Genomic DNA, 26,040 nt, shown 5'->3' with positions numbered 1-26,040 from the left:
AATTAAAGGTTGATTTTAATACCGAGCATAAAGTTACGGCTGTTAGCCAACAGGCCGCGGTCTATGCCTTGTTCCAAAACACTGTTGCTCATGGAGAAGTCCGGATCGGCTCCTAAGTACTTAGACACGGTAAAGACGTTGTTTGCCTGTCCCCAGAACGTCAGGCCGTGGATGAAAGTGCTGTTGAGCGGAAGTTCATAGCTCAACGTGATAGACTTCAGGCGCAGGTAACTGGCATCCTCAATCCAACGGTCGCTGAAGCGGGCATTACCCATAGGATCTTCCCACATCACCGTCGGCATGTCGGTCACCTGTCCTTCATAGCTCCAACGGTTCACCATCGCTACCGACTGGTTCATGAAACGGTTTCCGCTTTCCAACTGCGAACGCAAGTAGTTGTAGGCATCGTTGCCCAGGCTGTAATTGAAGTTTACATCCAAACGGATACGCTTGTAACTCAAAGAGGTGAAGATGTTACCGTAAATATCCGGGTTCGGATCTCCGATGACCTGCATATCGGCCTTGTTGATTTCCTTGTCACCATTGTCAGCAAACTTCACGTCGCCGGCTCCGAAGTAAGTCTTGTCGATACCGTTCTCACCCAAGATATACAATCCGTCGGCTTTGGCCTCTTCCGAAGTGGCATATACGTGCGTACCGGATGCGGTGGCCTCGGTCTTGTAACCATAGAACAAATTCACCGGTTGGCCGATTTGCGAACGGATGGTAGCACCGTAAACCTCGGTTTCCACATAATCTTGTCCGTCGGGCAAAGCCGTCAGCTTGTTCTTGTAATGGCCGACGCTGGCACCCAGTTCCCAGTTCCAGTTGCGGGTGGCAATGATATGGCCGTTCACCGTAATATTATAGCCCTTGTTCTCCAAAGAACCACCGTTCACCCAGTTGTTTTCCAAACCCGTAATGAAGTTCAGCTCATGGTAAGTCAACAGATTGTCTGTCCAACTCTTGAACACGTTTACTTTCAAGTTCAAACGGTTCTTCAGGAAATTCAACTCCGTACCGAAACTGAAGCGACGGGTGGTTTCCCACTGTACTTCCGTATTGCCCAAATTACCCAAAACCAAACCATTGGCCTTATTCTGGAACAAGATACTCTTGAAATAAGTACGGGTGGCATCAAAGTCGATACCGTCGTTACCGCTCACATCGTACCCCATCGTAAATTTGGCATAGTCTATTCCCGGCACATCGAACCAACTTTCATTGGACAACACCCAACCGGCCTGGATTCCGGGGAAAACACCCCAACGCACACCGGCCAGTTTGAAACCGTCTTTCGCTTCTTTACCAAATCGTGAAGAACTTTCGATGGCCAGATTACCTTCCACGAAATAACGCTTTCTGTAATCGTAACGGGCCTGTCCGTACCAACTCATCGAAGTCCATTCGTTGGTGCTACCGGTAGTCACCTTGTTTTGCGTATCATTGATAAACGGCGTTTTGTCGCTACCCGTATTATAACCCAACTGCGTGTCTACCTTGTAACGGTCGTTCATATAACGGAACCCTCCCAACAAATCAATGCTGTGTGCCCCATACTGGTTGCCCCACTCTATTTTCGTATCGCTCGTGATAGAGTTCTGCGAAGAATAAAGCGAACGGATTTCATTCTCCACAGTAAGGCCGATAGAAGACACATAGTAATCAGGCACGCCATTGATGGGCACATAATACTTGTCGTTCGTATTTGTCAACGTATAGCTGAACAAAGAACTGAGGGACAAATGCTTGTTGAACTGCCATCTCGGTGTAATGGCGATGTTCAAATAAGAGTTCTCAAAGTAATTCTTGTTCTGGGCCGTACCGTATTCATTGATAGAAGCCGGGTTGGCCAAACGGTAATTCACATTACCAATCGAAGCCAAAGCCTGGTCCAGATAATCCTCGTCGTTATTGTCGAATGCCACGTCGGAAATCTTACCGTTAGAATAAGCATACGGGCTCAGCATCGGGCTTTTCACCAAACCGAGATAATTGACGGAAGTCACCGTTCCTTCATTGTACCCTTCCGGCGCACCCTGGTCTTTCAAGTTACGCGTCACATTGCTGTAAGAAGCGTCGAAGCGGATGAACAGATGCTTGAACATGTTGATGTCCGTATTGAAGCGGATATTCAAACGGTTCACGTCATTGTCTTCCAACACACTCTGCGCACCATTATACCCCAATGCGAGGAAATAGCTAGCTACCTCATCACCTCCTTGTACCGAAATACCATAATTCTGCGAGAAAGCCTCACGGTAGATGACATCGTTCCAATCCGTATTATTATTATATTTATTGTAATAGTAATTATTCGGATCGGAAGTCAGGAACTGGAATTCAGACAAGTTCGTACCCGTCGTCTTCAACAAGTCCGAAGCGTATGTCTTGAACTGCGAACCGCTCATCACCGGAAGCGACTTAGGCAATAAGGTAATACCGGCCGACACGGTAGCATCGATTTTCGTAGCCAGACTCGTGTTGCGCTTCGTCTCAATGAGAATCACGCCATTGGCACCTTTGGCTCCGTAGATGGCCGTACCATTGGCCATCACCTTCACGCTCTTGATTTCATTGACGTTGAAAGATGTCAGGATATCATTGTAGAAACCGTCATGGATCATCGTACGGTCATATTGTTGGTCCACGATAACCCCGTCAATCACGACCAACGGTTGACCGTTGCTGTGCAAGGAGTTGATACCGTTCATCATCATGAAATTTCCGATACCGGGCGTACCTCCACGGGAAATCGTACGGACATTGGCTCCTAACTGGTCACCAATTTCGGACGTGATATTCAATGACGGACTATAATCGAACTTGTCTGCCACCACCGTGTTCAGGATATTGTCGTCCGCACCGTATGCCGAACGCATGGCACTCGAATACATCGTCACGTCACGCAACTTACCTGATTGGTTAATACCCACACGAACCGTATTATAGTCCGGTGCCGTGATTTTTAATGCCGTGGCGTACTCCGGCACGTCGAGCTTATACGTACCGTCTTCTTCGGTCAACGCACTGTAACCGTCGTAACCGCTCACACTGACCAACGCCCCACCCAAAGGAGTGCCGGATGTCACTGCGAACACTCGTCCGCTGACCGGACGTGTCTTTACATTTTTCTTGATCGGACTGGCAGGTCTGGCCGCAGTCACGGTGTCGGTAGCGGCCTCTTCCTGGGCATAGCCCCCCAAAGTGCCTGCCATCAACAATGCTAAACAATAGAATCTATATCTTTTCATTACTCATGCTCTAATATTGTTCTACAATCAATTTTCATCGCTTCCGGAACCGGATGTAGGACGTGGCTCGAAAATCACACAGTCTATCGCCAAATCCTTACTGTAACCGTCCGGTACCGTACGTCCCTTGATAGATTGTATGGTCAGCAACACTCTGGAGTCTTCCTCTCCGTAGTTACAAACCGGAGATACGAAGCCTTCCTTCACCGTTATGGTGTCCATCCTTGTGGCATCGACATCTACGTCCGTGCACAAAGTCACCGCATTGCTTCCTTCAATCATATCGCCGGTCCTCGACGAATAATATCTGATTTTCGCAGTAAACTGACGCTTCAACTGCGCATCCTCCTTGGCCAAAGAGTCTCCGGCCAAAGGAGAGGCAAACACGACCTTGATGTCATACGGGCAGTTGGAAAGCGTGCTAGGAATCTTAAAGGTAATTTCCGGTTGGTTGGTACGCCCCGAACGGGCATCCTTTACCACTAAGTAACCACCCGCTGACACCTTGAAATTCTCATTGGTTGCCTCTACTGCATTTACCTGGATTGAAGTCGAGTCGCCCGAAAGCGTCACTGTCGAATAATTATTAGCATATTCCGCTTCAACCTGAACAGGAGTCATGTAAATCAATTTGGTAGGAGGAATACGCCAATCCGTAGCCTTATACAACCGACCGTTGCTACAGTCCTGAGGAGTCAGGCCATGCAGCAAACCACCTGCCTGCATCGGCCATTCAAACTTGGAGCAATCCGGATAAAAAGAAGTATAAGTCGTGGCAACGATGGAATCCGGATTCGCTTCGTTGAAAGGCAATTCTTGCGACCTTACATTAAAGAACGAACTGTATAGGAACATAAATTTGGAATAGAGGTTCTGTAAAGAGTCGCCGTCTTCTCCCAAACTCTTATGGTACTCGAAATAAGAACGGTACAAGTCTATGTTTTCCTTCCAAATCTTATTGGTAGGAGCTACGAACCAATACAAACTGTCTTCAGAATCAATCCGGCCCAACTGATTGAAAATAGGATTGTAATTGTACATCACGGAATCCAAATAAACAGTTTCGCCATCCACAATACCACCCGGCACACTGGCCTCTTCGTCAAGCTCTATACGATTCCATGAAAGGAAGAAGTTAGCCACGCTGTCCAGACCGTTGTCTCCTTCCAAATCCATACGGACACGTTCCCAAATATTAGGAAAGAAAGTAGCGGGTCCGTCCACTTTATAAAGCATGCCATTGGAAGACGGGACACCGTTACCCACCATATTCACTTCCCCATTGAGCATGGAGCCGGTCAAGCTCAAACGTTTGCCGTTCATCATCTTGACAGTCTCGTCCTTTGTCAACGACGAAACTTGCTGATTGTACATGGCGATATGATTCTTGATAAACTGGTTCAAGGTAGAATTATCGTCATCAATGATCCCCTGGCTTTTCTCTCTCTTATAGGTGTCAATCCACTCCTGGGCTTCTTCCTCCGTAATTTCCGGAGCCCAAACGGTAAACACCTGATTGGCATTCAAAATGTCTTTGTAGCCACAAGAATCAAGAACCTTCACGAAAGGACGTATGCTCTCGTCGAGTTGCATATTTTCCCACAGCGTAGCACCGGGCACCGAGCCATTCACACTGTAATGGTCGTCCCATGTATCCGTACAGGACACACCGGTGGTTGCGGCGATTAACGCCACAACTCCTGTCTGCATATAATATTTCAATTTCATTTTTTCTTTAGTGTTTTAATGTGAATATTAGTAAAGATCTTCACCGATACCTCCGGCACCGCAAATGCTTACGGGTACCAATTCCATATAATCGAGCACAAAACACCCTTTGTTTCCTTGGGTGAATACGGAACGGATACGAATTTCGTGAGCCGTATGGGGTTTCACCTCTACATTGCAAATCTTACGACGGAAAGTATAGGCATTATTGTACATCATAGTACAACTATTCGGACTGTATCTCGGAGCATCCGTTCCGTCATTCCCCGTAAAGCAACTCTTCGGCCCACTATAATAACCGTTGTTCTTCATCGTCCGGGCATTCTCTTCCAACTGTTCAGTGGTGTAAATACCGGAAGTACTTTCTTCCGAATTCCGGAAACCGGTAGTCCCATTATATAACCCACCGACTCGTGCATCGTCAGCACGATAACGCATGTCAATAGGAATCCCCTGCGGTATACCGTCCACATAAATCTGGGCAATACCGCGATCCAACATACCCGGATATCCCAAACGAAGTTCATACATGCCGGGAGGGACATTAGGCAACGGGAAAGTCACGTCGTAACTCGTTCCCAAAATGTTAATCTCATCCCCGCCCCAATTCCACCAAGGCACTTTAGGACGTTGCACGAAGAAAATGGTATTCTCGCTGAATGTACAATTCTTCATATACCCTACCGGAATATAGTAATTGAATCCACCATTTTCGCCCCCATTCTCATCATTGTCATGAGAACCATGAGCCTGCGTCGGATTTCCACACAAACGAATGTCGTTATTGGTCAACTCCGGCCACAAGGTGGAAAAATCCATTCTGATTCTCGTATTCATTACGTTGTTCCGCATCGTCTGGTCGTAAGCTACCACGTCATCGAGATAGAAATAGGAGACATTCAATGAGAAGTTTTCCGCATTGGGCCGAGTCAAATAGGCACCCCGGATCCTGTCATAAGAATTGTACTCCGTAGCCGTACTATGGTTGACATAATAACCGGCCGGATGTTCTACCTGCTTGTCCACAGTGGCATACACTCTCTCCAACTTTATCGTGGAATAATCCAACAAGGTGGAAATCCACTCCGTAGGGTTGGCGTATGCCGTATTGGTGCCCCAACAGTTTATCAACTTGGCCGTACTGGCAAACAAACGGTCCAGAATGTGATACGACAAGAACATGTTCAACGGATTGTAACGACTGGTCAAGGACTCCCTGTTCCAATACCGTTCCTTATACGTACGCCCTTCCGAATCGTCAGGATCCACATCATTCAAACCGAATATGTTGGCAGCTGCATTATCTTTATATTTTTCCACAGCCAAATCGTACAACGCATCAACCTTCTGGTCCAAAGTCATATTGGCGTTGAAGCGATTGCTGTATTTTTCATACAACACCTCATCGGGAACGATAAGCAACGTAAAACCTTGGTAACGGTGGTCCGGACGCTTGGCATGGTAGGCATAACCTTGATCATTTTCATTGAAAATACCTCCGGAATGAATATCTTTCTTGAATTCAGGGTAATTCTCTTTCCAGATTTCATAACTGTCATCACGATAATGAATCAACGAATCCAATAACCCCGTACGTTTGAGCGCTTCATAATAAATCGTGAATTCGTCATGCTTTTCATCCAACAGACTGGAACCCAAACTGGTATTCGGAATCAATACGCGATCCACCGGATGAACAACTCCGTTGTCTACAGAGTCATTCTTCAACTCATTGATAATGGCGGAACGACGGTTGATGACACTTAACGTCATCCCATTCGCGTCCACCGTATCTCCGTCCGTCACGATAATCAAAGGCAAGTCGAGCTCATTATTGATTTGCTCCGTTTCGGCAAAGTTATAAGTGTACTTGATGCTATTATCCACCAAACAAGCTTTCACTAACGTATCGCACAATTCCACAGGCATGTCCTCGACAGAAGCGTAGCCACGTTCCTTCAAAAAGGCTTCCACTCCGGAATTGATAGCCGGATAAAACGTTCGGGAACCACGGCTCGACAGGAAATCCATCTCGCCGGCACGCTCGACAATGCGCTTGAACAGGCTGAAATCTTCGCGATTCTTCAAAAAATCACTCATCATCTCCCCCGTAAAAGTGTAGTAGCTGTCGGACGCCAAGTCGTCATTGCAACTGGTGAACAGATTCATCTGCACCGTCAAGAATAAAACGGTGCAAATGGATATTAATATTTTAAACAAGCCCTTCATATTTTATTTATTTGTAGATTCGTATGAATCACCGGCCTCCGGATAAGCAGGATTCTGCTTCAAGTTGGAGTTAACCTGCAATTCGTCGTAATTATAAGGCCAATACATAGCCATTATATTCTTCAGCTTACCGGTGGCAGTCGCCGCATTCTCCGTAAACTTGTTTTGCACGGCTTCCACCAAATATTCCGTATTACCGTCACGACGACTGTGGCGTACCAAATCAAACCAACGTTTGCCCTCGAACAAGAACTCACGTCTACGTTCGTCGAACACCAAATCCATCAATTGTGATTTCGTAGAATAATTGCTATAAACCAAAGAGGAAGAAGTATTCGGTGCCGAACGGTCGGCAATCGCCTTGATCAAATCGAAAGCAGCCTGTCCTAAGCTGTCATTTCGCTCCGATTCTTCTTCTCCCATCATGCAAATCAAAGCTTCTGCCTTAATCAGCATCATGTCACTCACCCGGTAGAACACCCAGTTGGCATCGTTTTTCGTCATACGTTCAACATAAGCCAAAGAACTACCGGAAGAAAGGCCCGGATTAATGCTCGTATAAGCATATTTTGCAATGGTCACGATTTCCGGATTCGACTCGTTGTCCACATGGATGGACTCCTTGATACGCGTGTCTTTGTTCGACAAGAATATCTGCGGAGAAGATAACTCTTTCCAAAGATCTTCTGCCGGTGCGAACTGTCCATAATTCGGGTCTTTATCATTAGATTTGAAAAAACGGTTGAAAAACTCGGCCGGTACATCGTTCGACTTTGAACCATCCGTCGTACTTTCAGAAAAATCCAACTCAAAAATACTCTCTGGGCCACCACCTTCGCCGAAGTTATATTCATAAGCCACACCTGCCAACAAGATGGTATTGTCATTATCCGGAATCAAAGGATAATCATCCACCATGTAATAGGAAGAATAATTACTCTTGAAATATTCCGTCTTGGAATCGATAACCATTTGGGCATACTTCTCTGCATTAGAGTAATCCCCTATCCACAGGTACATATCAGCCAACATGGCAAAGATAGCATTCTGTGTGATACGTCCGTAACTGATATCCTTACCGGACTGTTTCGGCCATGCCTTCAACGCATCCGGCCACACAGCCACCAAATCATTAATCAGGTTCCGGACGATGACATCCCCATCCGTAGCCGGTAAGTTCAGCTCTTGTTCGTCATTGGTAATGGCCTCCGTATAATACGGCACATCCTTAAACGTACGTACCAAATAGAAATAACAAAGCGCACGCAAAGCTGTTACCTCGGCAATCGTTGCCTGAACGTCGCTCGGCAAATAATTCGGATCTTTTTCTGCCACCTCCGGTGCTTTTTGGATAACCAGATTACAGCGGTCTATGACAGAATAGAAACTCGACCAATCGGTATAGGCATTATTCGACAGGATATTTTCCGACAAAATATACCCTTCCGCCGAGGTTGCGCTGAATTTAGGATGAAACCCTTTGCGCGTATTGTCCGAACGGCTCTCGCCCCAAATGAACAGGCGGCGGACAAAATCATCATCCTGCATACGGGTGTAGCAACCTGTCACAATCTGGTCCACGTCGTTCTTTTCATTCCAGTAATTATCTTCATACACCATGGTCAACGGATAAATATCCAGAAAGTCTCCACAAGATGTCATAGACATTCCGACCATGGCCAGAAAAGCTGATTTAAACCATATTTTCTTCATCTTATTCATAGCATTATCAATTAGAAATCTACTGTGACACCAAAAGTATATGACTTGGCACGCGGAGTCTGCGCGTTGTCTTGCGTCACGCTATATCCTCCGTAACCCAACTCCGGATCTACGCCGGAATACTTCGTCAAGCAGAAAAGGTTATTACCACTCAAATAGAAACGCAAACCGCTCAAACCGATTTTCTTTACCATCTTCTGCGGCATATTATAAGAAATCTGCAAATAGTTCAGACGCAGGAACGTTCCGTCTTCCACAAAGCGGTCGCTAATCATTGTATTATAGTTCGCGAAGTTGCCGCTTGCGCTCAAAGCACGCGGGATAGAAGTGATGTCCCCTTCTTTACGCCAACGGTAGTTCACAGCCTGGCTCTGGTTGTTGTTGGAACTCATGCTCTCCATGTTCAAACGGGCAAGGTTCACAATGTCGTAGTCCACACGGTAGTTGAACTGTGCATTCAAAGCCCAGTCGCCATAATTGAACTTGAGTCCGAAACCGCCGGTCAACTTCGGCAATGAGTTACCCAAGTAAACCACGTCGAGTTGGTTGATGTTACCGTCATGGTTCACATCTTCATAGATGGCATCTCCACCCTTAAATTCATATCCGGTCCCGCCTGAAACATAATTGAACATCATCTGCAACGGATCACCCTTCATGTCACGTACGATTTCTCCGTTCGCATTGTACACCAAAGGTGCCGTCCATCCCCCATTGTTATTGAAGTTAGCGATGAAAGCCTTAGCCTCCGCATCACCGTCGGCCGCCAAGCGTTCCTTCTGCAAATATGTATCATAATTATACATATAGACACCTTTGCAACGGTAACCGTAAATGGCACCGAAAGGATTGTCCACCTGCACACGTTGCAGGAGCTTTGCGTTTTCTGCCACCCAGTCATTGTTCAAAGTTTCCAATACACGGGGATCCATGCGGGTTATCTCATTCTTGTTGTTGGCAAACGTGAAATTCAAGTCCATCCAGAACTTACCCTTCTGAATCAGTTTGTTGGTGTTCAAGTTGATTTCCCAACCTTTATTGTTCATGTCACCTACGTTCTGGTAAGGATAATTCGTGAAACCAGAGATACTGGATATCCTCACGTTCTCCATCAACATGTCCTTGGTGGTCTGAGTATACAGGTTAATGTCAGCCTTGATACGGTCATCCCAAAAACCCAAGTCGAAACCTACGTTCCACGTGTACTTCATCTCCCACTGCAAGGTATTCAACTTCAAGTTATTCGGAGCCATACCGGTAGCACCGAAATAGTTACTGGCGGCACTATATTGGTTGACATACAGATAGTCTTTATTTGGTTGATTACCAGTCATACCCCATCCCGGACGGATAGAAAGCATAGACAACCACTTGCGCGTACCCTCCATCCAAGGCTCATCTATTATGTTCCAACGGCCTGAGAATGCAGGAAAAACACCCCAACGCTTACCCGGACCGAACTTGGTTGTACCGTCTACGCGGGCAGATACGTCAAAAATGTATCTTTCTTTATAAGCATAGTGGGCAGAGAACGTATAATAAAGACTTCTCCAACGGTTAAAATTACTAGACATCCCCGGGGTAATACCACCGGCACTCGGAGCCTCTATCCCATTTGGCAAACCGGCCACCTCCGTCTTTTGGTCACTCGACGTACCTGAAACTAATTGGAAACGTCCCATCGTCATAAATGAATGGTCTTCATTCAGGAAATGAGGCACGAAAGTCAACGTATGCGTAGTGGTAAAGGCCAGACTCTTGGAGCTATAGCTTGTAGCCTTGCTCACTCCGTCGGCATTCCAGTTGTCCGTAGACAATTCACGCGGATAATAGGTGTCTTCGTATGCATTGAACACATTCATGATTACCTTTCCGTTATAAGTCAAACGGTGCTTGGTTTCATCTATACCCAAGAAGTCATATTGCAACTCCAATTTCGGGTCGATGGCGTATGTCGTATAAGAATTCTTGGCATACTTGGCACTCGCAATCGGGTTCACCAACCCACGTTGGTCTTCCAATGCGTCTTTGGCCTTCAACATCTCGTAATAACGCCCCAAAGAATTACCTTGCTCATCTTCTTCAAATATGGCCAAGTTAGGCATTTTCTTATAAGCAATGTTCAACAAGTCATCAGAGTTTCTCTGGTTGTCCGTATAAGTCAAAGCAAAGTCACTGATAATCTTGATACGGTCACTCACGTAATAATCTAACATCATACGGGTCGTAAAACGATCCAACTTCTGCTCGATGATAGAACCCGTTTCATGGTCGTAACCACCGGATATACGGAAAGTCGCCTTCTCACCACCACCGGTTATGGAAACGAAATGATTCTGACGCAAACCGACTTGCTTCACTTCTTTCACCCAATCCGTGTTGTTGTTGAACATCTGCCATTCAGAGAACACACGCTTATCCGTGATATAATTAAGCTCAGGGATATTAGCGGCCTCATCGCTCAAACGAGGATTGAAATATGCTTCTTTCAATAACATGGTATACTGGTCACCCGTCAACAAATCCACCCCATCCGGCTGATATGTACCCGTCAAACGAAGAGAATAAGTCAATCTCGGTTTTCCACGTTTACCACGTTTCGTCTTAATTTCAATCACACCGTTTGCACCTTGAGAGCCCCAGATAGCCGTAGCAGCAGCATCCTTCAAGACGCTGATACTCTCGATGTCTTCAGGATTGATGTTCAATAATTGCGCGAACTGCTCATCATTTGCATTTTGTACATCAAAATTACTCTGATCCACGTTCCAAACATCACCGTTCACCACAATCAAAGGTTCGGAACTTGTCAACGTACTGATGGTGGACGCACCACGCAAACGCATCGTCGTACCGGCACCCAAGTTACCAGAATTCATCACGATATCCAAACCTGCGATACGCCCTTGCAAAGCTTCATCTACGGAAGTCAAACCCAAACCTTCAAATTCCTTGGCATTGATAGTCTGTGAAGCGAAAGAAACTTCACGCTCGGGAATAGCCAGACCGGAAGACTCCACACGTTTCTTAGCTTTTACTTCCACCTGTTTCAATACCATAGCATCTTCCAACGTCACATGGTACACCTTTTTATTGATAGGAAGAATCTGGGTCTTCATACCCACATAGCTAATCTTCAAACGGTTTTTAGGATTCTTGATTTTCAGGGTAAAGTTACCGTTAAAGTCTGTCACGGTGGCAGATATGTTACGGTTAGAAGCGTCCATTTCCACAATAGCAGCCCCTACGACAGGCCCGAAGGAGTCGGAAATCGTTCCACTCACACTCGTTATTCCCTGAGCATTCACTACCGAGGCAATAGCCAGGCAGCAAATTAAGAAATAATATTTTAATTGTTTCATTGTCTTTATCATTAAGGTTAATTACCTGAAATCTTATTGTAAGCATTAGACAATTCTTCTGTATAAAGCAACGGTTTGTCTATCAAATGTACAACAGCCGTAGAAGAGTTGAAAATACGGGTTGCCGATTCAATATCCGTACATGCAATAGGACCACTCGAAGAACCGTCACTTGAACTTACACCGGAACGGAAGCGATATTCACGTGCAAAGTAATTGCCTTCCAAAACCTTCCGGGGAGCTTCCCCTTCAATTTCCATTTTATTGGCATCATTGCAAGTGATGACTATACTTCCCGAACCGGCCTGGCCGCTGTTCGACACGGTAAGCGTGGCAAAACGGCTTCCTCCCATATAAGAAGTCTCGTAAGTACCCGATGAGGCTGGAGCTGTAAGATAAATCGAACTATTCTGAATGTGATAACGTATAAAATTGTTAATCAATGTATTCATGCTATCAATCTGGACCTCCAATCGCTCAGCCTCCTGCGGATTACTGTTCTCGATTTCATCCAACTTGCCTTCCAACTCAATCACGTCTCTCCAATCCGGAAGCAATTTATGCTCATACATTTTCTCAATCTCGGCTGTAGGCGGAGCATACACTGTATAATTATAATTCTCCATGACCGAGAGGGTCAAACCATTGGAAATGGTCTTGGCTACACCTGTAGAAGAAGACCCGCTTGTAGTAATGTTATAGAACTGAGATACTAACGTACTATTTTCCACCATTTTAGAGAACTCGCTATAACGGTCATCCTTTGTAGCCAACTCCTTTAATAAAACAGAAACAGATTTTGAAGCAGACATCACCGGCTCCATGTCTACAATAAAAGTTTCACCATTGCCGTCTGGATTTGATCCCATATTATAATAACCTTCCACCTCACGGACTTTCAGTTCAAAGGGGCTATTGCTACTATTCTGGTCGGCAAGCTCTTTACGATAAGGAGTGGTAATACGGATGTTTGCGCCCGTACCTTCAAGTATGACCGGACAACCGCCCTTTGTAACCCATACACTCTTACCCGTTGAAGTAGTGGCAGACTTATCCTGTACGATGATGGAATTCTCCAGAATATCTTTCAGACGATTCGTTACGTAATCAGATTCCGTACTACCGTTTTTCCAAGGGTTAGTGATTTCTGCACCGCGTGTCAACGTACCGTCAGCATTCTTCGTTGCATTATAACGTTTACATTTGATGCGGCTACCGGTCAGCGAAGGACTGTAATCATAATAAAACTCCGTAATGGTAGGTTGGTTCTTGTGATAATCCACCGGGTCTACATAGTTTTTCAACGCTTCATCGGTAGGAAGAATGAACAAGAACATACTTTCCATGGAATTCAGGTAAGCCTGATAGTCCAATTCATTGATGATAAAACGCATGATATCAGTCTTGGTATTACGGTCGTTGTCGTTCAAAGACGCAGGGAAAGCCACAGACTGGTATTCCGGAATATTATAAACTTCGTTAGACTTGTATACCACACCATTGTTTGCCATAAGACAAGAACCGATACCCGTCTGTCCGCCCGGTTCGCCCACAGAAAGTCCCATTTCCAGTTGGGCCGTATTCATCACCGAACTGAACTTGCTAGGCACTGTAGCCACCAGAGAATACTTCATGAAGTTATCCAACATATTCACGATGATGTGGTTCGGGATGCTGTCTACATATTTATAACGGTCAACCAAAGCAGCACCACCACCCGATTTGAAGTAACGCTCGAAAGCGGCATCCGTAGGAGCGACAATGACTGCCATGTCTTCGCTCATGGGGGTATTGGAAGAACCGTTCTCATACTGGTTCCACCCTGGATCGTAGGACAAGACATCCGCTGGATCGTAATCCACATTCTTATAGGTCAACAATGCATTTTTGCCTCCCTCGGTTCCCAAATCGAAACCGTTATTCAGATAACGCCATACGAACGCAGAGTCCACACCGACCGTATTCGACAATCCTTCATTATATACCGGTACGGCAAAACGATCCAACATCTTACTGAATGTCGAAAGTTCTCCGTCGTTATGAATAGCTTCGGCCATATTGGTCAAAGGATTCATTACGTTTTCCAAAACCTGAATGTAACCGTTCTGGCACGTGATATCTCTTTCCACCAAACGCTGCCCGTTGATATACGACTCTGAAGTGTTGTCGCAAGCCCCATTGGTCAAGAACTTCAAGTCATCGTTCGTAATCGACTTATTCGACATATAAGCGGAAAGGAAATGCACCATCGGGGATGTCGTATTGTCCCGAAACACCGTCATTCCTCCCATCGCCGCATCCGAATATTTAGTACGGTAATACTGCCAATATTCGTTGTCCGGCATGTCCGAAACGCGCAACTGCGGAATCGTATCATACAGGTTCAACGAAGAAGAACGGCGTATCATAGTGCCGGGTGCCGGATTATCGCCAGGCGTACTTGACATCAACTCTATCAGATAAGCACTGTTTATCATCGAAGAATTAAACAATAACTTTTTCTGTGAAGGTGTCAAATCACTATAAGACTTGGCCCCCCACACATTGTTCTGAAAGAATCGGGTAAAAGCATCGTCATTTGCAACGAACAACGTCTTACTACCGGTCAAACGTAAAGTTCTGGCATACTCTGTCTCGCCGTTTGCATCCACGGTCGAAACATCCTTGTCATTGATAAGTTCCAACATCGTTTTATAATTCCCACGCTTCTCCAACTCTTCGTAGATGCTGCTACCCAACCACGAAGGCATTCCGGTCAAAAGCTCGTCCTCACAAGAGACTAACAAACCACCGGCGAAGAACAGCGCACATGCAGAATAGGTAAAACGACCCATTTTACTTTTAATGTTACTGCCTTTCATATTTCCATTAGGTTAATATTTTAATAGATTATTATTCACTCAATATATAAACATCGTTATGACGCCATACACCGAACCTGTCACCGGCTCTTGGCCGGGAATTGACAAGCAGTGTGCCCACACAACATTTTTGGCACTTTTTCACTGGGAGCCCTAACTCCTCTAAAGTGCTGAATCCGTGTCCTCTAATATAGCCTACTTTACATTCCATTAGGTTAATTATTCAATATTTTTTTAATCAGGTGTACAAAACGCCCTCATTTGGGTATCAAAGATATGACATTTCTGTAAAAACACATAATAAAATCTAAACAAATATCGAAAACATGTTTAAAAACATATTATTTCCGTTTATTTCTCATATACCACAGCCTGGTCCAAAACAAATGAAACATTCCCATTCCCACGAATATAGCCCCCATTATATAAGTATATATCGTTTCCCCAACTTCCGTTCTCAACCCGAAAGAAACAGAATACCCGGCCCAAAGTCCGGCATCCCATCCCAAAAGGTAAGAAGTCTGTGCCGTTCCTCTCTCGCAATGCTCGCAAATACGAATATAAGAAAGCAAGTACCGGCTGGTCACAAAACCGAGGCCACTTCCCAAGCATAAAGCAATGCTCCATTCCATTCCTTTCATATCGCCACCCAATCCCCATAACAACGCACTTGCCGAGAGAACAACGAATCCTACTGCCAATTCCGTTTGCAACTTTCCCCTAAAAAAGAAGTGATGCCCCCATAAAGCCAACCAAAAACCGACAGCCAAAAACAAGTAGAATTCGACATCCCGGTATTGCCCCAACATCAGCCCGGCAGAAAAAGCAACTCCCATCAAAGGAACAAAAAGCCGAAATCCCCGAGGCAACCAAAAACGGTCGAATGTACACCATGACGGCTCCAAAGGAGCCCGGAAAGGAACGCGCATCGTCACAATCAACACCCCGGCACAAAGCAGTAAAGCCACGGATACTCCGGCAAAAAGACGTACACCGTAATGCACCGGCAAGAGTATACCCGACAAGGGACCGAAAACCAAAGCTAAACGGGTGAACCAATAGTAAACATGTGCGGCTTCCGTCCGCTTTTTCGTATCGGACAAATCCAACAACAAAGTACTCCCCAATGCTATTTGGAACACACAATACGAAGCTCCCTGCATCATCCTCGCCACCCCTCTCACCCACTGCGGACCATCGAAAAGAAACGCCATCGTAGCACATACAATGCCGACTAACGCCCACAAGGCCACATTTTTCCGCCGATAAGCATCCAACCAGTAATTACAGAAAGGTGCAGGTAAACATATGCCCACCCAAAAGAGCAACACGGAAGCACATATACCTCCCATTTCTCCCCCCAATATCCGTCCCATACACACGGGAACGACAGGCAAAAACATATATAAAGAGGTACATACACAAAAGTTGGCTAAGATGATTTTCAGGAAATCAGCATGCCATAAAGCCTTATGCCCGACAGAGATTTGTGCCACGCCTTAATACTGCTCGTTTTCATCCGGAAACGTCCGGGCTTTTACGTCGCTCACATATTGCCCGATGGCATCCGTCATTACCGTATGCAAATCGGCATAACGTCGGAGGAATTTCGGAGAAAAACCCTTATTCATACCCAACATGTCGTTGACCACCAATACCTGCCCGTCTACTTGCGGTCCCGCCCCGATACCGATGATGGGGATATGTAATTCAGAGGCCACACGACTAGCCAACGATGCCGGTATCTTTTCCAATACGATGGCAAAACAGCCGGCTTCTTCCAGTAAATGCGCATCGGCCACCAGTTTCTCCGCCTCGGCCTCATCTTTAGCACGCACGGCGTATGTGCCGAACTTATTGATACTCTGCGGTGTCAGCCCTAAATGTCCCATAACGGGAATACCGGCTGCCAATATAGCCTTCACCGTATCGATAATATCCGCCCCGCCTTCCAGTTTCAGAGCGTCGCAACCACTTTCCTTCATGATACGGATGGCATTGGTCACTCCTTCTGTGGGATTAACCTGATAAGAACCAAAAGGCATGTCGCAAACGACCAAGGCTCGTTCCACACCGTGCATCACCGAAGTCGCATGGTATATCATTTGATTCAACGTAATCGGAAGCGTGGTCGTATTGCCCGCCATCACGTTCGACGCGGAATCGCCAACCAAAATCACATCCACTCCGGCACCGTCTACGATACGGGCCATCGTATAGTCGTATGAAGTCAGCATGGCTATTTTCTTTCCCTGCTGTTTCATTTCAATCAGACGATGCGTCGTCACTTTGCGCGTATCCTCCACTAAATATCCTGCCATAATCCTGTTTTTTTAATAAAATCGGCCGCAAAATTAATCATTATTATCCGTCCAGGCAAGCATTTCAAACAATTTTTCCACATAGAAATCCTGGAAATCCGGAATCACACTGTCGCACAAAGCCTGAATCTGGTCCGGTGCATTCGTCGTGGAAAGCCCAACCACCTTCATTCCTGCAGCCCGTCCGGCCTTCAGCCCGTTGAAAGAATCTTCAAACACGACACAGCGCGTCACCGGAAGACCGAAAACTTCGGCCCCCAACAGATAACAGTCCGGTTCCGGTTTGGAACGGGAGAAAAATTCCGCCGTCAGGATACGGTCGAAATATGACTTGAATTCCGGATGTGCCTGGTACACGTTCTGCATCTTATCGTCGTTCGAACTGGTTACGACAGCCGTACGGATACCGGCCCGCCGCAGGTCGCGAAGGAAATCTTCCACTCCGGGCACGTAGTCGTAGGCCATGTTCCGTTCAAAGTCCTCCAACTCATCGGCTATCTTGCGCTGCACGTCACCGCACCCGGCAAACCACCGGTCGAAAATCTGCACAAGCGTCTGTCCCTTTATCACGTTCTCAAAATGCTCCACTTCGGGATGGTACATCTTTCCTTTCATGCCCCAAAAGATTGAATACTGAGACTCGGTATCGAAGACCACTCCGTCCAAATCAAACAAAGCCGCCACCTCTTGGCCTTTACTTAATTCCATCATTTTCTTTCGCCGTCTTTATCATTCAGGAAGCAAAATTACGGATTTTAGTTGGAATATGCCTTGTTTTTTGTACTTTTGTCTTCAATACCAAGATATATGTCCAAGCGATATGGAAGACAAATTGATAGAACTTATCGAAAACAGCATAAAAAAGAATTGGGACCGGAAAGCGTTCACGGATTTCAATGGAGAGAGCTTGCAATACAAGGACGTGGCTCGTAAAATAGCCAAGATGCACCTGCTCTTCGAAGCGGCCGATATCCGTCCTGGCGACAAAATCGCTTTGTGTGGACGTAACAGCGGAAACTGGTGCGTGGCGTTCCTGGCCACCATTACCTACGGTGCCGTCATCGTGCCCATCCTGCACGAGTTCAAACCAGATAATGTACACCACATCGTCAACCACAGCGAAGCACGTTTGTTGTTCGTGGGCGATCAGGTGTGGGAGAACTTGAACGAAAACCGCATGCCAGCCTTGCAAGGCATCATTTGTGTGAAGGACTTCACACTCGTGAACAGCCGCTCTGAAAAACTTTCTTTCGCCCGCAAACATCTCAACGCCCTATTCGGACAGCGTTTTCCCATGATGTTCCTTCGCGAACACGTACATTTCGTGCCCGAAAGCTCACCCGAACAGCTCGCCGTCATCAATTATACTTCGGGCACCACAGGATTCTCCAAAGGAGTCATGCTTCCCTACCGTAGTTTAATGTCCAACGTGTTGTTCTGCAACCGTACCATCGGCATCGCACCGGGAGACAATATCGTATCCATGCTTCCCATGGGACATGTGTTCGGTTTGGTCTACGACTTCCTCTATGGCGTATGTTTCGGTGCCCACCTGTATTTCCTCACACGCATGCCGTCGCCCAAGGTCATCATGACCACCGTAGCGGCCATCCATCCCCGTATCCTTTCTTGCGTGCCATTAGTTATCGAAAAGATTTTCAAAAAGGAGGTCCTCCCGAAAATCGACAGCAAATTGGGCAAACTGCTCCTGCACATCCCCATCATCAACGAGAAAATCAAGGAAAGGGCACGCACGGAAAGCCTGCGCCTTTTCGGGGGGAACATCAAGGAAGTCATCATCGGCGGCGCACCGTTCAACGCCGAGGTGGAGGCGTTCGTACGCTCTATCAATTTCCCCTATTCCATCGCCTACGGCATGACGGAATGCGGCCCCATCATCTGCCACAGCCCGTGGTACGAAACAGCTTATATGTCGTGCGGAAGGGCGGCCGACGGTATGGAACTGAAAGTGCTGAGTTCCGCCCCCGAACGGATTCCCGGTGAATTGGTATGCCGAGGACGCAACACCATGTTAGGTTACTATAAAAACCAAGAAGCCACGGAACAAATATTCGATGCCGACGGTTGGCTGCACACGGGCGACATGGCCGTCATCAACCCGGAAGGCGATGTGTACATCAAAGGACGCTGCAAAAACATGCTGCTCAGCGCAAGCGGACAAAACATTTATCCGGAAGAAATAGAATCGCGGTTGAACAATCTTCCTTACGTCAACGAATCATTGGTTATCATGTGCAATGAAAAATTAGTGGCTCTCGTTTACCCCGATTTGGGCGAAAGCTTGAAAGACGGGTTGGACGACCATGCCTTGTGGCGGCAAATTGACATCTCACGACAGGAACTGAACAAGGAGCTGCCTCCCTATTCGCAAATCACCAAAGTGGTGTTACAAAACGAAGAATTTGAAAAGACCGCCAAAAAGAGCATCAAACGTTATCTTTACCAAAACATGAATCCCTGAACGACATGAAATCCAGCCTGACTGTTTACAAGGCATCGGCAGGCTCGGGCAAGACGTTCACCCTGGCCATACAGTACATCAAGACGCTGATCGAACAGGAAAGCCGCCATGCCTATAGCCACATCTTAGCCGTCACTTTCACCAATAAGGCTACGGCCGAAATGAAAGACCGTATCCTCCAACAACTTTATGGCATTTGGAAAGGACTTCCATCCTCCGCCAATTATCTGGAATCTCTCCAAAAAGAACTCCGGGCGGACAGTATCGAGTTGCCTGAGGAAGAAATCCGCAGCCGTGCCGGCGCGGCCCTCTGCCATATCCTGCACGACTATAACCGTTTCCGTGTGGAAACCATCGACTCTTTCTTCCAGTCGGTCCTGAAAAACTTAGCACACGAACTAAGCCTCACAGCCAACCTCAAAGTAGACCTAAACGACAAGGAAGTACTCCATGCGGCTGTAGACCGTATCATGGAACGCCTTCACCTTACCCCCACCGTCCTGAACTGGATTTTGGAATATGTGAACGACCGTATCTCGAACAACGAGCGGTGGGACATCGCCCGAGAGGTGAAAAGCTTCGCCGCATGGATTTTCAAAGAAGCTTATTTGGCCCGGGAACACGAAATGCGCGAAGTGCTGCGCGAGAACAAACGCATCGGCGAACTCCGCACCGCGCTCAACTACGAGCTGCACGCCTCTTTGGACATCGTGCAGAGCGCGGCGGCCAACTTCCGCGCCGAAATGGAAGCATGGGGACTCGGCTTCGACCAATTCAGCCGGGGCAGCACGATAGACACCTATCTCCGGCGCATCGAAGACGGCAACATGAGGGCCGAGTTCGGCAGCACGCTCCAAGGCTACACTGAGGATGCGGAAAAAATGCTCCGCAAGGCCGACCGCTCCGTGGCGGACTTGGTTGAAGCCGCCGCCCACTTCAGCAAACTGTTGGCAGAACTGCGCGGCTTCCAAACCGAACAACTCGTACGCCACACCAGTGCGTCGCTGGCACTGAAACACCTCAACCCTTTGCGGCTGTTAGGCGTCATCGACGAGGAGGTCACGGCCTTGAACCACGAGAACAACCGTTTCCTGTTGGCCAAGACCCCCATCCTGCTCCACGAACTGATAGAAGAAAACGACGCTCCGTTCATTTTCGAAAAAATGGGCGCGTTTTTCCATCATGTGATGATAGACGAGTTCCAAGACACTTCCACCATGCAGTGGAAGAACTTTAAAATCCTGCTGTTGGAGAGCATGTCCTCCGGCTTCGGCAACCTGATTGTGGGCGACGTGAAACAAAGTATTTACCGTTGGCGGAACGGAGACTGGACCATCCTGAAAAACATAGAGAAAGAAATGGCCGTGCACCGCCCCGACATAAGGAACCTTGCCATCAACTACCGGAGCGAACGCCGCATCATCGCGTTCAACAACGCCTTGTTCACGGCTGCCGCCGAAGAACTGGATCGGCTCACGCCGGACGCTCCCATCCGAATGGCGGAGGCTTACGGAGACGTGGCCCAACAATGCCGTCTGGACAAAGGAAACGACGGATACGTGCAAATCCGCTTCTTTGATGAAAAAGACAAAGAAGACGACTGGGAAACCCTGATGTTGGATGAACTTTGCGAACAGGTCCGTACCCTGCACGAAGCCGGACTGCCTTACGGGAAGATGGCCATCCTGCTGCGTTACCGTCGGCATGCCGACCCCATCATCCGTCATTTTGCCGAACGCTTCGGCGACCGGGTCAAACTGGTATCGGACGAGGCATTCCTCTTGTCCAGTTCATTGGGCGTGAACCTGCTCATCGCCGCCATGCGTTACATGGTGGACACGGAAGACCGCGTGTCATTGGCCTTTTTGGCCCTGCACAGCGGGAAACAGACAGAAGCCGACGTCGACCTGTTGGCTTCCCAATCCCTCGAGACTTATCTGCCCGAAGCTTATCTGAACCGTAGGGAAGCATTGCAGACCCTTCCGCTCTATGAACTTCAGGAGGAGCTCTATAAAATATTCGACCTGGGACGTATCCCCGACGAAGACGCCTACCTGTTCGCTTATTTCGACCAGGTGACCGCTTACCTGCAAGACAACCCTTCCGACCTCCGTTCTTTCCTGACCTATTGGGACGAGACGCTCTCCGAAGTTTCCATTCCGTCCGGTGAAGTGGACGGCATCCGGATTTTCACCGTACACCAGTCCAAGGGATTGCAGTTCCACACGGTATTCGTCCCTTATTGCGATTGGAACATCGAACAAGACACACGAGGCTTCAACCGCCGTAACGACCTGCTGTGGTGCGAAACGCACGAACCGCCCTACGACAGCCTGCCGGTCATCCCCATCACCATCGAGGGCGCCATGCGCGACTCCGTATTCTGTCGGGAGTATGAAGAGGAGCACCTGCAACGCCGGGTAGACGCACTCAACACGCTCTACGTGACCTTCACCCGTGCGGAGAAGAATCTGTTGGCCTGGTGCCGTACGCGCTACACCATGGATGAACGCAGCACGACGGGCGACCTGCTTTACCACGCCTTGCCGCGCGCGTTGGACGGCGTTGAAGAGACGGACGGGGAAAACGGAGAAACATCGCTCTTTACTTATGGCAAACCGGTCACGTCCTATTCTTCCGGCCGCAAAACCTCCGACAACCGCATGGAAACCGATTACCGTCCGGTACCGGTCGTCATGCACTCCTACGAAGCCCGTATCGACTTCTGCCAATCCAACCGCGCAGAAGAATTCTTAGACGCTTTTTCGAATACGGACAAGCCCCGGCATTCCCGCAACGACAAAAGGCGCATGGGTATCCTCATGCACAAAATATTCTCTACGATTTATACCCGCGACGACGTGGAAAAGGCACTCCGCACTTTGGAAACCGAAGGCCTGATCGGTACACAACTCGAAATGGATGCGCTCAAGCAGCAGGTGGAAAAAGCATTTGCCTTGCCCGAAGTGACCCGTTGGTTCGACGGCACAATGCAGCTTTACAATGAGTGCCCCATCCTGACGCAGGAATACTATGAAGAAACGGGAAAATACGGCACTTACCGCCCCGACCGGGTCATGTTCGGCAAAGACGAAATCACTGTGGTGGACTTCAAATTCGGCCGTCCGCACGACGAATACCGCGACCAGGTGGGAGGCTATATGAAGCAGCTCCGCCTGATGGAACCGGACCGCCGCGTGAAAGGTTACCTGTGGTACATTCTTAACAACCGGCTTGAAGAAGTTCAAGTCTAATCCGCCTGTTTTTATGGAAACATTCATCCGACTTATCGCCCAAGACCTCATACACCGTTTCGGCACCAACCTGCGCGACGTTACAGTGGTATTTCCCAACAAACGCGCCGGACTTTTCATGAACCAGCAACTGGCCGCCGTGTCCGGACGGCCGGTATGGGCACCGCGTTACCGTACCATCAGCGAACTGTTCGATTCCTTGTCGGACTTCACCCGTTGCGACGACATCCTCGCGGTGTGCGAACTCCACCGCGTCTATGCCGCGCTCGTACCCGACCCGGAATCGCTCGACCGCTTTTACGGTTGGGGCGAAATCATGTTGTCCGACTTCGACGACATCGACAAGCATCTGGCCGACCCTCATAAACTGTTCAGCAACATACAATCCATCAAGGAACTGGACCACAGCGACTTCCTGACACCCCGCCAAGAAGAGGCTCTGAAACATTTTTTCGAAGACTTTTCCATCGAAGGCAACAGCCGGCTGAAAGAGAAGTTCCTCGCCCTGTGGAACCGGATGGACGACATCTATGCCACGCTCAACGCACGGCTGAAAGAAAAAGGAATGCTGTACGAAGGGGCGTTGTATAAAGACGTGGCAAAGCATCTTGCCGAACGCGCCGACCGCATCCCTGCGGACATGACGTATGTCTTTGTAGGCTTCAACGTGCTCAACGATGTGGAAAAACGGCTGTTCAGTTACTTGCAGGAACGCGGACAAGCCCTTTTTTACTGGGACTATGACGTGATGTACGTCGGCGAGAAAAGCCGTTTCGAGGCCGGGACCTTCATCCGCCAGAACCTGAAAGAGTTCCCCAACGCCTTGGAAGAAACATGCTTCGACAACTTCAAGAACCCGCCGCGCATCGAGTTCATCGCCACGACTTCGGAGAATGCGCAGGCACGCTATATTCCCCAATGGCTGGACTCGGCCCTCACGGAACCGGAACAGGACACGGCCATCGTACTTTGCAACGAATCCTTGCTCCAACCGGTGCTCCATTCGTTGCCCGATGCCACATCGCCACATCCCGTGAAACGCACCAACATCACCATGGGATTCCCCATGACCGACACGCCGGTGTACAGTTTCATCAACGCTTTGCTCTCCTTGCAGACCGATGGTTACGACCGCGACCGCCGCTGTTTTCGAGCGGAACAGGAAAAAATCGTGCGCAGCCATCCCTACGCCGCCTTGTTGGAGGAACAGGAAATCTTCTGTCCGCATGCGGAAAACCACGCCTTATTGGTCTATATCCGTTCCTTGCTCGAAGGCTTGGCCGCAGCGTTCGGACAACAAAAAGACCGGAAGGGCGACGTGTACAGCCAGTTGTACCACGAAGCGCTCTATCGTGCCCATCAGGTCATTAGCCGCTTCATCCGCCTGACGGAAGACCGTACGCTCGACGTACAGCCCTCCACCCTGCGCCGCTTGCTGCGCACCGTGCTGGGCACGACCACCATTCCCTTCCACGGCGAACCGGCTGTAGGCTTGCAGGTCATGGGCGTATTGGAGACGCGTAACCTGAATTTCAGGCATATCCTGATGCTCTCCGTCAACGAAGGAATGTTGCCCAAAGCCGTGAACGACACTTCGTTCATCCCCTACCACCTGCGGGAAGTGTTCGGACTGACCACCATACAACATAAAATAGCCGTATACGCGTTCTATTTTTACCGTCTTGTGCAGCGTACGGAACGTATCACATTCATGTACAACATCGCTACCGACGGACTGAACAAAAACGAAATGTCGCGCTTCCTGCGCCAACTGTTGGCCGAAACGGATTTTCCCGTAGAACTGAAAATCCTGCAATCCGGCCAGGCCGTACCGGCCGACAACGGCATGGAAGCAGCCAAGACACCGGAAGTCATGAACATCCTGCGCCGTAACTATGGCAGCGGCCAACCCGGTTCGCGCCCCCTCTCTCCTTCGGCACTCAACGCTTACATCGACTGTCCGCTCAAATTTTATTACCAACAGGTGGCACGCATACGGCAACCCAAAGACCCACAGAACGGTTTGGACAACGCACTGTTCGGCACCATCTTCCACGAGGCGGCGGAACTCGTCTACCGAAAACTGACCGAACGCAACCCCGTCATCCGTCGTCAGGACATCGAGCGGTTACTGGAGGGCGGAGAAACAGCCTTACTCCCTTATATAGAAGCCTCGTTCCTGAAAAACTTCTTTGAAGGACGTGAAGACACGGTGTTCTACAACGGGCAACTGCTCGTTGCACGCAAGGTCATGGCCAGTTACCTGCGCCAACTGCTCGCCCACGACAGCCGCATGGAACAATTCGTATTGGAGGAAATGGAACAGGAACACCACCAAAGTGTGGACATCATATCGGACGGCCACCCTCTGTCCATCGACATCGGAGGAAAAATAGACCGCATGGACACGGTCAGGATGCCGGACGAAACCACGGGCCAGAAAGTGGAAACCCTACGTATCGTGGACTATAAAACGGGCGGCACACCGGAAAAAGCCATTTCGATGGAACAACTGATACAGCCCGCCGAGCACCGTCCCTCATACATCTTCCAGATATTCCTGTATGCCTGGGTCATGACAGGCGAACAAAAGCGTCCCGTATCCCCGGCCCTGTTCTTCGTACACAAATCCAATGCTGAAGATTATGATCCTACCATCGTGTTCAACCGCGAACGGGTGACGGATTTCAGCCGCTTCAAAGAGGAGTTCCAAAAGATGTTACAAGGCGTGTTGGAGGAACTGTTCAATCCGGAAATTCCCTTTCGGCAGACTTCCGTACCTAAAATTTGTGCCTACTGCGACTATAAGCTGCTTTGCGGACGATAG

Annotated in this window: 12 protein-coding genes; 3 read left to right on the top strand and 9 right to left on the bottom strand. The window is 48.3% G+C overall.

Going from position 1 to position 26,040, the window contains the following annotated elements; translation table 11 throughout:
- Nucleotides 1-2 precede the first annotated feature (2 nt).
- The 9 genes from AC5RDV_RS01570 to AC5RDV_RS01530 all read right to left on the bottom strand — a co-directional run bounded on the left by AC5RDV_RS01570 (nt 3) and on the right by AC5RDV_RS01530 (nt 18,188).
- Nucleotides 3-3,218, bottom strand: a complete 3,216-nt coding sequence (locus tag AC5RDV_RS01570) for a SusC/RagA family TonB-linked outer membrane protein (protein WP_130894305.1) — start codon at nt 3,216-3,218, stop codon at nt 3-5.
- Between the two features lie 63 nt (nt 3,219-3,281).
- Nucleotides 3,282-4,982, bottom strand: coding sequence for a fasciclin domain-containing protein (locus tag AC5RDV_RS01565; protein ID WP_282747635.1), 1,701 nt, complete (start codon nt 4,980-4,982; stop codon nt 3,282-3,284).
- Between the two features lie 27 nt (nt 4,983-5,009).
- The gene (locus AC5RDV_RS01560) at nt 5,010-7,211 is read right to left on the bottom strand and encodes a fasciclin (RefSeq protein WP_282747634.1); all 2,202 of its coding nucleotides are present in this window, start codon (nt 7,209-7,211) and stop codon (nt 5,010-5,012) included.
- 3 nt (nt 7,212-7,214) lie between these two features.
- On the bottom strand, nt 7,215-8,933 hold the full coding sequence (locus AC5RDV_RS01555) for a RagB/SusD family nutrient uptake outer membrane protein (protein ID WP_282747633.1): 1,719 nt from the start codon (nt 8,931-8,933) through the stop codon (nt 7,215-7,217).
- An 11-nt stretch (nt 8,934-8,944) separates the two neighbouring features.
- Nucleotides 8,945-12,307 carry a SusC/RagA family TonB-linked outer membrane protein gene (locus AC5RDV_RS01550; protein WP_130892731.1) on the bottom strand — a complete coding sequence of 1,121 codons (3,363 nt, stop codon included), beginning with the start codon at nt 12,305-12,307 and terminating at the stop codon, nt 8,945-8,947.
- A gap of 5 nt (nt 12,308-12,312) precedes the next feature.
- Complete coding sequence (locus tag AC5RDV_RS01545) at nt 12,313-15,156, bottom strand: hypothetical protein (RefSeq protein ID WP_282747632.1); 2,844 nt, start codon at nt 15,154-15,156, stop codon at nt 12,313-12,315.
- Between the two features lie 341 nt (nt 15,157-15,497).
- The gene (locus tag AC5RDV_RS01540; protein ID WP_282747631.1) at nt 15,498-16,652 is read right to left on the bottom strand and encodes an MFS transporter; all 1,155 of its coding nucleotides are present in this window, start codon (nt 16,650-16,652) and stop codon (nt 15,498-15,500) included.
- Between the two features lie 3 nt (nt 16,653-16,655).
- The gene (gene panB / locus AC5RDV_RS01535; RefSeq protein ID WP_130892729.1) at nt 16,656-17,477 is read right to left on the bottom strand and encodes a 3-methyl-2-oxobutanoate hydroxymethyltransferase; all 822 of its coding nucleotides are present in this window, start codon (nt 17,475-17,477) and stop codon (nt 16,656-16,658) included.
- 33 nt (nt 17,478-17,510) lie between these two features.
- Nucleotides 17,511-18,188, bottom strand: a complete 678-nt coding sequence (locus AC5RDV_RS01530) for an HAD family hydrolase (RefSeq protein WP_282747630.1) — start codon at nt 18,186-18,188, stop codon at nt 17,511-17,513.
- Nucleotides 18,189-18,297: 109 nt separating this feature from the next.
- On the opposite strand from AC5RDV_RS01530, the gene AC5RDV_RS01525 reads away from it, so the two are divergent.
- Genes AC5RDV_RS01525 through AC5RDV_RS01515 form a run of 3 tightly spaced genes read left to right on the top strand, consistent with a single transcriptional unit; the run spans nt 18,298 to nt 26,040 of the window.
- A complete protein-coding gene (locus AC5RDV_RS01525; protein WP_282747629.1) occupies nt 18,298-19,959 on the top strand; it encodes an AMP-binding protein in 1,662 nt (553 codons plus the stop codon).
- A 5-nt stretch (nt 19,960-19,964) separates the two neighbouring features.
- Complete coding sequence (locus AC5RDV_RS01520; RefSeq protein WP_282747628.1) at nt 19,965-23,213, top strand: UvrD-helicase domain-containing protein; 3,249 nt, start codon at nt 19,965-19,967, stop codon at nt 23,211-23,213.
- 13 nt (nt 23,214-23,226) lie between these two features.
- Nucleotides 23,227-26,040 carry a PD-(D/E)XK nuclease family protein gene (locus AC5RDV_RS01515; protein WP_282747627.1) on the top strand — a complete coding sequence of 938 codons (2,814 nt, stop codon included), beginning with the start codon at nt 23,227-23,229 and terminating at the stop codon, nt 26,038-26,040.

Source organism: Paraprevotella sp., assembly GCF_986071375.1.
Note: the sequence above shows the minus strand (reverse complement) of the source record. Positions and strands in the feature narration are given on the sequence as shown.

Coding starts and splice junctions, on each gene's coding strand:
- AC5RDV_RS01565 (WP_282747635.1), bottom strand. CDS start 4,982: ATGAAATTGAAATATTATATGCAGACAGGAGTTGTGGCGTTAATCGCC.
- AC5RDV_RS01550 (WP_130892731.1), bottom strand. CDS start 12,307: ATGATAAAGACAATGAAACAATTAAAATATTATTTCTTAATTTGCTGC.
- panB (WP_130892729.1), bottom strand. CDS start 17,477: ATGGCAGGATATTTAGTGGAGGATACGCGCAAAGTGACGACGCATCGT.
- AC5RDV_RS01520 (WP_282747628.1), top strand. CDS start 19,965: ATGAAATCCAGCCTGACTGTTTACAAGGCATCGGCAGGCTCGGGCAAG.
- AC5RDV_RS01560 (WP_282747634.1), bottom strand. CDS start 7,211: ATGAAGGGCTTGTTTAAAATATTAATATCCATTTGCACCGTTTTATTC.
- AC5RDV_RS01515 (WP_282747627.1), top strand. CDS start 23,227: ATGGAAACATTCATCCGACTTATCGCCCAAGACCTCATACACCGTTTC.
- AC5RDV_RS01530 (WP_282747630.1), bottom strand. CDS start 18,188: ATGATGGAATTAAGTAAAGGCCAAGAGGTGGCGGCTTTGTTTGATTTG.
- AC5RDV_RS01525 (WP_282747629.1), top strand. CDS start 18,298: ATGGAAGACAAATTGATAGAACTTATCGAAAACAGCATAAAAAAGAAT.
- AC5RDV_RS01570 (WP_130894305.1), bottom strand. CDS start 3,218: ATGGCAGGCACTTTGGGGGGCTATGCCCAGGAAGAGGCCGCTACCGAC.
- AC5RDV_RS01555 (WP_282747633.1), bottom strand. CDS start 8,933: ATGAATAAGATGAAGAAAATATGGTTTAAATCAGCTTTTCTGGCCATG.
- AC5RDV_RS01545 (WP_282747632.1), bottom strand. CDS start 15,156: ATGAAAGGCAGTAACATTAAAAGTAAAATGGGTCGTTTTACCTATTCT.